Source organism: Mesorhizobium sp. M2A.F.Ca.ET.042.01.1.1 (assembly GCF_003997405.1).
In the GTDB taxonomy this organism is placed as follows: Bacteria; Pseudomonadota; Alphaproteobacteria; order Rhizobiales; family Rhizobiaceae; genus Mesorhizobium.
On the sequence record NZ_RZRX01000229.1, the window covers coordinates 1 to 10,482 of the forward strand.

Sequence of the window (10,482 nt, forward strand, 5' to 3'; positions counted from 1 at the left end):
GCTGAAGGCCGCACCGGCCTGCTCATGCAGGGTGCTTGTGACTTCCATGACCTTGTCGCGCAACGCGCCCGCCACGAACACCGCGGTCTTCTCCAGCACGCCGCGCACATTGTCGACACCGGTCGACAGCGCGCGCTCCATGGTGCTGGCGCGTTCTTCGATGACACCGGTCTGGCGGCTGAAGGCCTGCTCGATCTTCTCGACATCGGCGGCGATCGCCGCCGAGATGTCGCCGCTCCGCGCGGCGATCTGGTCGATATGGCCGGAGACCGAACGGTCGACGTCCTTGCGCGCATCGGCGAGCTTGGCGAGATCGTCCTCCAAGGCGCGGGCCAGCATGTCGCGGCCTTCGGACAGCTTGCCGACATGGCCGGCGATGACGTCGTCGATCTCGGATCGGCTTTCCGTCAGCTTCTGAAGGTCGGCTTCGAGGGCGCGCTTCAGGATATCGCGGCCCTCCGCCAGCTTCTCGACCTGGCCGGCGACCAGGCCGTCGATGCTGGAGCGGCTTTCGGCCAGCTTGGCGAGATCGGCTTCAAGGGCGCGGGTGAGCACGTCGCGGCCTTCGGCGAGCTTTTCGACCTGGCCGGCGACGAGGCCGTCGATGCCGGCGCGGCTTTCAGCCAGCTTGGCAAGGTCGGCTTCAAGGGCGCGCGTCAGGATATCGCGGCCTTCGGCGAGCTTCTCGACCTGGCCGGCGACCAGCCCGTCGATGCTGGAGCGGCTCTCGGCGAGCTTGGCAAGGTCGGCTTCCAGCGCCCGCTTGAGGATGTCGCGGCCTTCCGCCAGCTTCTCGACCTGGCCGGCGACCAGACCGTCGATGCTGGAACGGCTTTCGGCGAGCTTGGCGAGGTCGTCCTCCAGCGCTTTGGACAGCGTCGCGCGGCTCTGCGACAACTGGTCGGCATGCGTCTGCATGAGGCCGCTGGCATTGGCCATATCGGCGTCAAGCGCTCGCGAGAGTTCGGCGCGATGGCCGGTGATCTTCTGCGAATGATCGACGATTGCGCCCTGGATCGTGTTGAGATCGGCTTCCAGCGCGCGCTTGAGGATATCGCGGCCTTCGGCCAGCTTCTCGACCTGGCCGGCGACCAGCCCGTCGATGCTGGAACGGCTCTCCGCCAGCTTGGCGAGATCGTCTTCGAGCGACTTGGACAGCACCGAACGGTCCTGAACGAGCCGGTTCTGATGCTCGGCAACGGCGCCACTGACATTCTGAAGGTCATCCTCCAGGGCTCTCGATAGGGCCGAGCGGTCTTGCGCCAGCTTGTTCTGATGATCGGCAATGGCGCCGCTGACGGCCTGCAGATCGGCTTCGAGGGCCTTCGACAGCTGCGAGCGATCCTCCAGCACCTTGTCGGAGTGTCCCGCAATGGCACCCTTGATGGTGTTGAGGTCGGCCTCCAGGGCGCGCTTGAGGATATCGCGGCCTTCGGCGAGCTTCTCGACCTGGCCGGCGACGAGGCCGTCGATCGAGGCACGGCTTTCGGCCAGCTTGGCGAGGTCGGCCTCCAGCGTCTGCGACAGCAGGCTGCGGTCTTCGGCAAGCTTGCCGGCGTGGCTGTCGATGAGGCCACGGATGCCGCTCAGATCGCTTTCAAGGGCGCGGCTGAGCTCGCCGCGGTCCTCGGCGAGCTTGGTCGAATGGGTCTCGACCAGGTTCCTGATGCCGATGATGTCGGTTTCGAGCGCCTTGGCCAGCACGGCGCGGCCCTCGGCGATCTTCTCGACCTGGCTGGCGACGAGGCCGTCGATCGAGGCGCGGCTGTCCTGCAGCTTGCCGAGATCGGCTTCCAGGGCGCGCGCCAGGATGTTACGGCCCTCGGCCAGCTTCCCGACATGACCGGCGACCATTTCGTCAATCATCGTGCGGGCTTGGACGAGTCTGCCGGAGTCTTCGTTCAAAGCCTGGGATAGGCGGTTGCGACCCTCTTCGAGCTGCTCCAGATGGCTGCCAAGCGATGCATCGATGGCGGCGCGCGACTCGTTCACCTTGCGCAGATCTTCTTCCAGCGCGCGCGAGATCAAGCCGCGGCCTTCGGCCAGCTTCTGCACCTGGTTGGTGACGGCGGCATCGATTGCAGCGCGGCCCTCGGCGAACTTGGCCAGGTCCTCCTGCATGGCAGCGGCCATGCGTTCGCGGCTCTCGGAAAGCGAACGGCTGTGATTCTCGACGGCTTCCTCGATGCCGACACGGGCATCGGCAAGCCGCTGGATATCGGAATCGAAGGAGCGCGACACCACATGCCGGGCCGCTTCCATGCGGCCGGCGAAGTCGGTAGCGCGGGCTTCGAGCATGGAGGAGGTGGACGAGATGATGTCGGCCATATCGGCGCCGATCTGGGTCTTGCCCTGATCGATCATCGCCGACAGCGTGTCCTTGCTCTCGGCGAAGGCATGGGCGATTTCCTTCGCGCGTTCCACCATCGTCTCGTTGATCTGGCGGGCGCGGGCTTCGAGGGCGGCGTTGAGCTTCTGCGTGCCGGTGTCGAGCGCTTCGGCGCGGGTCTGGAATTCGCTGATGAGCGCCTGGCCGCGTTCGGCCAGCGTGCGTTCGATGCCGCTAAGGCTCGCCTCGAATTCGGAGTTCAGCGTGCGTGCAGCGCCGCCGAGCAGCGAGACCATGCCGTTCGTGCGGTCGTCGAGCAAGTCGGTCAGCGAGCGGGTGAGGCCGTCCGTGGTGTCGGTCAGCTTGGCGATACGGGTGTCGAGCAGGCTGGCGAAGGCTTCGCCGGAGGTTGAAAGCCGATCGGTGATGCTGTCCAGGCGCGATTCGACGGAATCGAAGATCGACGTCGAGCTTTCGTTGATGCGATCGATCAGCGTGTCGCCGGAATTGTTGATCGTCATCGACAGCTTGGTCGAGGCGTTGAGGATCGAATCGCGGATGATGTCGCTGGCCGCGCCGATCTCGTCGCGCAGCGTCTCGTGGGCGCTGGCAATAGAGGCGCGCACGCGCTCGGCATGGGTGACGACCGCCTCGCGCTCGCTGCCGAGGCCGTCGACCAGAGAACGGATGCGCGCCTCGTTTTCGGAATAGGAGCGTTCGATCTGGCTGACTTCGCCGTGGACGAGCGTTTCGAGCTCGACGGCGCGGGCGAGCGTCCGCTCGATGCCTTCGCCCATGGCCGCCACCTCGCGGCGAACGGCCTGGCCGATCATCATGACGCGATCCTGGGCGAGGTTTTCCGGCTCCGCCAGGCGGAAGGCGACCTCGGTCATCGACTGCGCGGCGATGCGCATTTCCTGCGCGCGCCGAATCATGGCGGCGAACGCCCAGAACAGGATGACCGGAACGATCGCGGCTACCGCCAGGCCGATCAGCTCGGGACGGGCGAAGAACTGGTCGAAGGTACGGATCTTCCAGATACCAGGACCGAACAGGAGGTTGGCAAGGCCGCCGGCGCCGGCGATCCAGGCCAGCGAGATAAAGGCGATCACCCAGTAGACGGTGCTCGATGCACGCCGGTTGAGGCTGTGCAGCAGCGTCTTGTAATCCTTCTGGCGGTCGTCATTGGCGGGCGTGAAGCCTGCCGGGGGTGTGAAGCCGGACAGCTGTCCGTTGCGCGGCTCGACAGGGCGCAGCTCGGCCGGCTTGGCCGCGGGCGCCCTTGGAGGCTGGGGGTTGGCGGGCTGAGCGTTGTTCGCCGGCTCTGTCCGCTGGCTGCGGCCTTCGCGCGCCAGCTCGTCGGCCGCCGCCGATATCTGCGCTTCGAGATCCTCCATCGACGCCGCCATGTCGAGCCCGCCTTCGTCGCCAGCAAGGTCAAGGTCGAGCGCCTTTTCCAGTTCCGCGGCTACGTCATTCTCGAGAGACTTGGTCGTCGTTGGTTTCTTAGCCATGCCTTCGCTACCCTGTACTAGCTGCCGCGGGACTTATGATTTTGGCCGGATTCTGGCCCGATTCTAGCTTGTCTATCCCGAGCAGGAGGCTGAAAAATGGACCTTCGTATCGTAATGACACACAGGGGTAAAGAAAACATGCATTCCGGGCGATACGTAAAACTTTAAATATAAGGTTAACGCAAGCGTGATCCGGTCGCCTCCGTGACAACATTTTTCCCCTCCAATCGTTAACCCGTTGGCGACCGGAATCGCCTATTTTCTTGGGCTCGTCTGCCCGCTTTATGGAGTTGCAGTGCGTATGCGTGGCGAAAGTGGTATTGCGTTTTCCATGCCGGGGGGAGATGCCTCCGGAACGGCTCGAGCCCGACCCGTGGATCTCGGCCATCTGGCGCGCCAGACAATGGGCGACCGCGACCTCGAACGGGAGGTGCTGGCGCTGTTCGTGCAGCAGTCGCTCAACGTTCGTGACCAGATCGCGGACGCCGACACCAGGCAGAGGATACTTCTGGCGCACGGCTTGAAGGGCTCGGCGCGCGGCATCGGCGCGTTCGCGGTCGCCGAATGCGCGGCGATCATCGAGAAGCAGCCGGAAGACGTCCGGGCGCTCAAGCGGCTCGGCATGCTGATCGAGGAAGTGCGCGACTTCATCGCGGGCATCAGCCGCTAGAGCGGTTCAGCGTTTCATGGAATCGCTGACTCGCTCTAGCTGTTCATTTTTACGCAATTCCGGGCGGAAAACCGCTGCGCACTTTTCCTGGAATTGCTCTTAGCACTATCTTCTTGAAAAACGTCATTTCGTGGCGCTTTCGCGCCGCAGTTGACTTGTCCGGTGGAGTGATTATCTCCGTCGCGACTCCTCAGGTGACTTAATGACCAAGCTGACTTACATCGCCCATGACGGGACCCGATTTGACGTGGAGGCCGAAAACGGCTCGACCGTCATGGAAAACGCCATCCGCAACGCGGTGCCCGGCATCGAGGCCGAATGCGGCGGCGCCTGCGCCTGCGCGACCTGCCATGTCTATGTCGACGAGGCATGGACGGCCGAGGTCGGCGAGCCGGAGGCGATGGAAGAGGACATGCTGGACTTCGCCTACGACGTCCGGCCGAATTCTCGCCTTTCCTGCCAGATCAAGGTGCGCGACGCGCTGGACGGGCTGGTCGTGCGCGTTCCCGAGCGCCAAGGCTAAGGCCGACTTTCCAGTTTTCTTCATGCTGGCTGCTTGGCAGCAGGCAATAGCTCATGCAGTCTCGCTCCATTCCCAGAAGGGGCGCAGCGCATGACCGATACCATCAAGACGGACGTTCTCATTGTCGGCGCCGGGCCGGTCGGCCTTTTCGCCGTGTTCGAGCTCGGCCTGCTCGACATGAAATGCCATCTCATCGACATTCTCGACCGTCCCGGCGGCCAGTGTGCCGAGCTCTATCCGGAAAAACCGATCTACGACATTCCGGGCTGGCCAACGATCTCCGCGCAAGGCCTGGTCGACAAGCTGATGGAGCAGATCCATCCGTTCAAGCCGGAGTTCACTTTCAACCGCATGGTCTCCAGCCTGGAAAAGCTCGACGACGGCAGCTTCCGCGTCGCCACCGACGAGGGCGAGCTGTTCGAGGCCAAGGTGGTGGTGATCGCCGCCGGCGGTGGCTCGTTCCAGCCCAAGCGCCCGCCCATTCCGGGCATCGAGGCCTATGAAGGCAAGAGCGTGTTTTATTCGGTCCGGCGCATGGAGGAATTCCGCGGCCACGATCTCGTCATCGTCGGCGGCGGCGATTCGGCGCTCGACTGGACGCTCAATCTGCAACCGATCGCCAAGAGCGTGACGCTGGTGCATCGCCGCCCCGAATTCCGGGCGGCACCCGACAGCGTCAACAAGATGTATGCCTTGCAGGAGATGAAGCAGCTCAAATTCCTGGTCGGTCAGGTCAGCGGGCTTGCCGGGACCGACGGCCAGTTGTCGTCGGCGACCATCAAGGGCGGTCCGGACGGCGACGTCGAGGTGCCATGCACCCGCATGCTGCCCTTCTTCGGCCTCACCATGAAGCTCGGACCGATCGCCGAATGGGGCCTCAACCTCAACGAGAACCTGATCCCGGTGGACACGGAGAAGTTCCAGAGCTCGATCCCGGGCATCTTTGCCGTGGGCGACATCAACTGGTATCCGGGCAAGCTGAAGCTGATCCTGTCAGGTTTTCACGAGGTGGCGCTGATGGCGCAGGCCGCCAAGCGCATCATCAGCCCGGGTGAGCGCATCGTCTTCCAATATACGACCTCATCGACCAGCTTGCAGAAGAAGCTCGGCGTCCACGACTGAGTATGTTGAATTCAGGTGATGCCGGCCTGACCTGAATCTCAACGCATCTCGGAGAGATTACTCCGCAAGCACCGGCGCGGCGTGCTCGTCGCGGCCGCGCAGTTCCTTTTCCGGCATGAGCGCCAGCACGATCAGCGCAAGGACAAGCGTGATCCCGGTGGTGAGGAAAATCATCACGAACGGCAGCGCCGATGACAATTCGATACGCGTCGCGTCGCCTTCGGACGACAGCGGCAAGCCGTAGCCCAGCGCCACGGCGCCAAGGACCGCCACGCCGAGCGCGCCGCCCAGCGTGCGCAGGAAGGTCAGCACGCCGGTCGCCACGCCCAGGTGAGCGCGGTCGACGGCGTTCTGGACCGAGACGGTGGCGACCGGGAAGGTCGTTCCGCTGCCCAGGCCGGTGAGCGTGGTCAGGATCAGGACCTCGAGCAGCGAGGCGTGTCCCGCAATGGCACTGAGCACGCCAACGCAGACGATGGCAAGACTGACGCCGATCATGGCGATGCGCTTATAGTGGACGAAACGCGGGATCATGCGCCCGCTGAAAGTGGCGCCGGCAACCGTGCCGAGCAGCAGGCCGAGCATGGCGGTACCGGATTGGCTGACCGAAAGACCGACCACCGACTGCAGGTAGACCGGCAGGTAAACCGAAGCGCCGATGTTCGCGGCCTGCAACAGGAACATCGACAGCGTGCCGGCGAGCACGATCGGGTTGCCCAGCACGTCGAGGGAGATCAAGGGCTCGGCCGCTTTGAGCAGCCTCAGCGCGAAGAAAGCCCAGGCCACGGCCGAGCAGGCCACCAGCCCCAGGATTTCGCCTGATAACCAGGGATAGGCGCTGCCGCCCCAGTTCAGCGCCAGGAGCAGCAGCGACGTAGCGATAACCAGCAGCACGGCGCCCAGCCCGTCGATGCGGTGATTCTTGGCCGCGATCGGCAGCTTCTTCAGCGGGTTGTTGATAATCGCCATGGCCAGGAAGCCGATGGGGAGGTTGATCCAGAAGATCAGCGACCAGTGCAAATGTTCGGCAAAGACGCCGCCGAGCAGCGGGCCGGCGACGCTAGCGACCGCCCATGTGCCGGAAATCCAGGCCGCGTAGCGGGCGCGCTCGCGCGGCGGCACGAGATCGCCGATGACGGTCTGGGCGAGGGCGAACAGGCCGCCGCCGCCGGCGCCCTGGATGGCGCGGCCGATGACCAGCACCAGCATGTTGGGCGCGAGCGCGCTGACGAGCGACCCGAACAGAAAGATCATAATGGCGGCGTAGATGACGGAACGGCGACCATAGACATCCGAGATCCTGCCGTAGAGCGGCGCCATCGCGGTCGCGGTCAAAAGATAGCCGGTGACGATCCACGGCAGATACTCGGCATGGCCAAGCGCGAGCGCGATCGTCGGCAGCGCGGGGGCGACGATGGTCTGGTCAAGGGCTGCCAGCAGCATCGACAACAGCACGCCGCCGATGATGGCGTTCTTCTCGCTCTCGCTTATCGGCGCGGCTTTCGGCGCCATCGTCTCGACGGTCTGGTCCATGCATCATTCTTTCAAAGGCCGGTGCTTGGCGCGCCAAGGTGGCTTTGGCTGGTCGCGCCTGTCATTTCCCATCGTGGATAGGGGGTGTTTCGAACCCGCTATATGTCGGTCGGTATAGGCCGATTTCGACCACCGCTCGAAAGTTTTTCCTATCTGGCACGATGCTTGGACGAAATTGGCCGGATGGCCTTGCCTCTGGTCAGGGCGGCGGCAACTGGCCGGCTTCAATGCGCTGCATCCGATAGCGCATCAGCCGAAGGATGCGGCTTTCGAAATTGGCGCCCTCGACCCGGTCGAAGCGCACCTGGTCCTGATCGTGCCTGGCGAGTTCGGCTGCCTGGATCGATGCGGCCTCCCCTTTTGCCTGTTCGCACGTCCTTTGCGCGGGGCTGGCCTTCAGCGCATCCTCGAGCAAGCGCGCATGGTTCTTGGCGATCTCGACATGGCGTTCCTCATGCCGCTTGATGTCGGCCGAGAGCGTGTCCCAGAACAGCCTGACGTCGGGATCGGCTTTGCGCGGGCGCCGCCATTCGGGGAGGATCACCTTGACCTTCACGGTGACGGCCGCGTCGGCGATGCGGCAGGACTGCGCGCTCTGGGCGTAGCTGATACGGGTCGTGAAGGCCATCTGCGTGGCGCCTGGATGTCGCGATCCGGTGCTCTTCACTTCGGGGCCGTTTCTCGACAGCTGGTTCTGGATATCGTCGAGCGTGCGGCCGCCGACGCTGAAATAGCTGTAGGTCTTCACCAGATTCGCAGCGGCCGCCGGCGTGGCGGCGAGCGCGAGCATCAGGGCGCAGAGCAGGGGACGCTTCATCATATTGCCTCTTCACGCACCTTGCTTTAGGGCCGTCGCCAGCGCAACGGAATTGATTTCCGGCGGATCACGCATGGTTGATGGACAATGACGACAAGGCGATGGCAGTTGGCGCATGGGCGCTATCTCGACCTCGGTCCGAAGGCGGTCGTCGTCGGCATCCTTAACGTGACGCCTGACAGTTTTTCGGACGGCGGTTTCTTCATCGCGCCGGAAAAGGCGCTGGAGCAGGCGCGACGGATGGTGGAAGAGGGCGCAGCCGTGATCGATGTCGGCGGGGAATCGACGCGGCCGGGTTTCGCTCCGATCACGGCTGAAGAAGAGCAGGGCCGCGTGCTGCCGGTCATCGCGGCGCTCGCCGCTTCCGGCGAGGCGCTGATCTCGGTCGACACCTATCGCGAGGATACCGCGCGGCGCGCGGTCGCCGCCGGCGCCCATATCGTCAACGATGTCTGGGGACTGCAGCGCGAGCCCGGCATCGCGCGCGTCGCCGCCGAAACTGGCGCCGGGCTCATCATCATGCACACCGGGCGCGAGCGGCAGAAACTGCCTGATGTGATCGAGGACCAGTTCCTGTTCCTGCGCAAATCGCTCGAGATCGCGCGTGCGGCCAACGTCGCCGACAGTCAGATCGTGCTCGATGCAGGCTTCGGCTTCGCCAAGGAAACGGCGGCTGAGAACCTCGAGCTGATGGCGCGGTTTTCCGAGCTTCAGGCGCTTGGCTATCCGCTGATGGCGGGGACCTCGCGCAAGCGCTTCATCGGCAACGCGACCGGTCGCGAGCCTGGCGATCGGGCCGCCGGCACGGCGGCGACGAGCGTCATCCTGCGCTTGAAGGGAGCCGACCTGTTTCGCGTCCACGATGTCGCAATCAACGTGGACGCGCTGGCGCTGACCGATGCTATGCTTGCCCGCGAAACCGAGCCTCCCCCCGGACCCTGATCATGTACGTCATCCGTATGAAGAATTGCGCCTTCTTCGCCCGCCACGGCGTGCTTGACGAGGAGGAGACGCTTGGCCAACGTTTCTATGTCGATGCCGAGCTGACCGTCGAACCCAGCCGTCCGCTGACGGAGGATTCCATCGAGGATACCGTCAATTACGGCGTCGCCTTCGCGGTCATCGAGAAGATCGTGACCGGACATCGCCGCTTCCTGATCGAGGCGCTGGCGCTGGAGGTCGCAAAGGCGCTGACGGCGCGGTTCTCGCAGATCAGGAAGGCCGCGATCACCGTGCGCAAGCCGAACGCGCCGGTGCCCGGCGTGCTCGATTATGTCGAGGTGACCGTTGTCTGGCCAGAATAGCGTCGTCTACCTCAGCCTCGGCGGCAATCTCGGCGATCCGGCGAAGTCCATGGGCGCGGCATTGCGCATCCTGGACGGCGACGACGCGACGCGCGTCACCGCGGTCTCGTCGCTCTACCGCACGCCGCCCTGGGGCAAGCTCGACCAACCCGATTTCCTCAACGCCGCCGCGGCGATCGAGACGGCGCTCTCGCCGCGCGCGCTGCTCGACCTTTGCCTCGACGTCGAGAGGCGATTGAAGCGCGTGCGCGAGGAGCGCTGGGGGCCGCGCCTGATCGACATCGACATCCTGGTGTTCGGCGACCGGGTTATCCACGAGACCGGGCTCGAAGTGCCGCATCCGCGCATGCTGGAGCGCGCCTTCGTGCTGGCGCCGTTGGCCGAGATCGCGCCGGGGCTGTCGGTCGGCGGCAGGAGCGTCTCGCAACGGCTCGGCGCCGTCGACACATCGGGGATCGAGCGGCTGCCCTCCGGCCGGGAGTGGTGGCTCGGCTAAGGCTGCCGGTCAGCCGGAGAATCCGCCGCCGTCCAAAAACGCCTGTTCTTCGGGCGTCGTTTCTCGACCGAGCATCCGATTGCGATGCGGAAAGCGGCCGAAGCGCTCGATGATCTCCAGATGCTCCTCGGCATATTTAAGATCGTTCGGTGCTCGCGCGGCGGTGAGTTCCAC

The 10,482-nt window shown here is 64.6% G+C and carries 9 protein-coding genes and 1 pseudogene; 6 read left to right on the top strand and 4 right to left on the bottom strand.

Annotated features, from left to right (window positions below):
- Positions 1-3,843 (bottom strand): annotated as a pseudogene (locus tag EOA23_RS26730) (kinesin); the annotation flags it as partial.
- Between the two features lie 301 nt (positions 3,844-4,144).
- Between EOA23_RS26730 and EOA23_RS26735 the strand changes: the two are divergent.
- From EOA23_RS26735 to EOA23_RS26745, 3 genes are all read left to right on the top strand, one after another.
- On the top strand, positions 4,145-4,513 hold the full coding sequence (locus EOA23_RS26735) for an Hpt domain-containing protein (RefSeq protein WP_127306350.1): 369 nt from the start codon (positions 4,145-4,147) through the stop codon (positions 4,511-4,513).
- A gap of 202 nt (positions 4,514-4,715) precedes the next feature.
- Positions 4,716-5,036, top strand: coding sequence for a 2Fe-2S iron-sulfur cluster-binding protein (locus tag EOA23_RS26740; protein ID WP_112129386.1), 321 nt, complete (start codon positions 4,716-4,718; stop codon positions 5,034-5,036).
- Positions 5,037-5,126: 90 nt separating this feature from the next.
- A complete protein-coding gene (locus EOA23_RS26745; RefSeq protein ID WP_127306351.1) occupies positions 5,127-6,158 on the top strand; it encodes an NAD(P)/FAD-dependent oxidoreductase in 1,032 nt (343 codons plus the stop codon).
- 57 nt (positions 6,159-6,215) lie between these two features.
- On the opposite strand, the gene EOA23_RS26750 is transcribed toward EOA23_RS26745, so the two are convergent.
- Both EOA23_RS26750 and EOA23_RS26755 read right to left on the bottom strand, forming a co-directional pair.
- Positions 6,216-7,691: an MDR family MFS transporter gene (locus EOA23_RS26750; protein ID WP_127306352.1), complete on the bottom strand. Its 1,476-nt coding sequence runs from the start codon at positions 7,689-7,691 to the stop codon at positions 6,216-6,218.
- A gap of 199 nt (positions 7,692-7,890) precedes the next feature.
- Entirely contained in the window at positions 7,891-8,511 is a 621-nt protein-coding gene (locus EOA23_RS26755) for a DUF922 domain-containing protein (protein WP_126060650.1), read from the bottom strand.
- An 84-nt stretch (positions 8,512-8,595) separates the two neighbouring features.
- On the opposite strand from EOA23_RS26755, the gene folP reads away from it, so the two are divergent.
- Genes folP through folK form a run of 3 tightly spaced genes read left to right on the top strand, consistent with a single transcriptional unit; the run spans position 8,596 to position 10,308 of the window.
- A complete protein-coding gene (gene folP, locus EOA23_RS26760; RefSeq protein ID WP_127306353.1) occupies positions 8,596-9,450 on the top strand; it encodes a dihydropteroate synthase in 855 nt (284 codons plus the stop codon).
- Positions 9,451-9,452: 2 nt separating this feature from the next.
- Positions 9,453-9,812 (top strand): dihydroneopterin aldolase, encoded by a 360-nt coding sequence (gene folB / locus EOA23_RS26765; RefSeq protein ID WP_042647736.1) that lies wholly within the window; start codon positions 9,453-9,455, stop codon positions 9,810-9,812.
- On the top strand, positions 9,796-10,308 hold the full coding sequence (gene folK / locus EOA23_RS26770) for a 2-amino-4-hydroxy-6-hydroxymethyldihydropteridine diphosphokinase (RefSeq protein WP_127306354.1): 513 nt from the start codon (positions 9,796-9,798) through the stop codon (positions 10,306-10,308). Before folB ends, folK begins: the two co-directional genes overlap by 17 nt.
- A 9-nt stretch (positions 10,309-10,317) precedes the next feature.
- Here the strand turns inward: folK and EOA23_RS26775 are convergent.
- A partial coding sequence (locus EOA23_RS26775) for a DUF924 family protein (RefSeq protein WP_127306355.1) occupies positions 10,318-10,482 on the bottom strand: 165 nt, incomplete at its 5' end.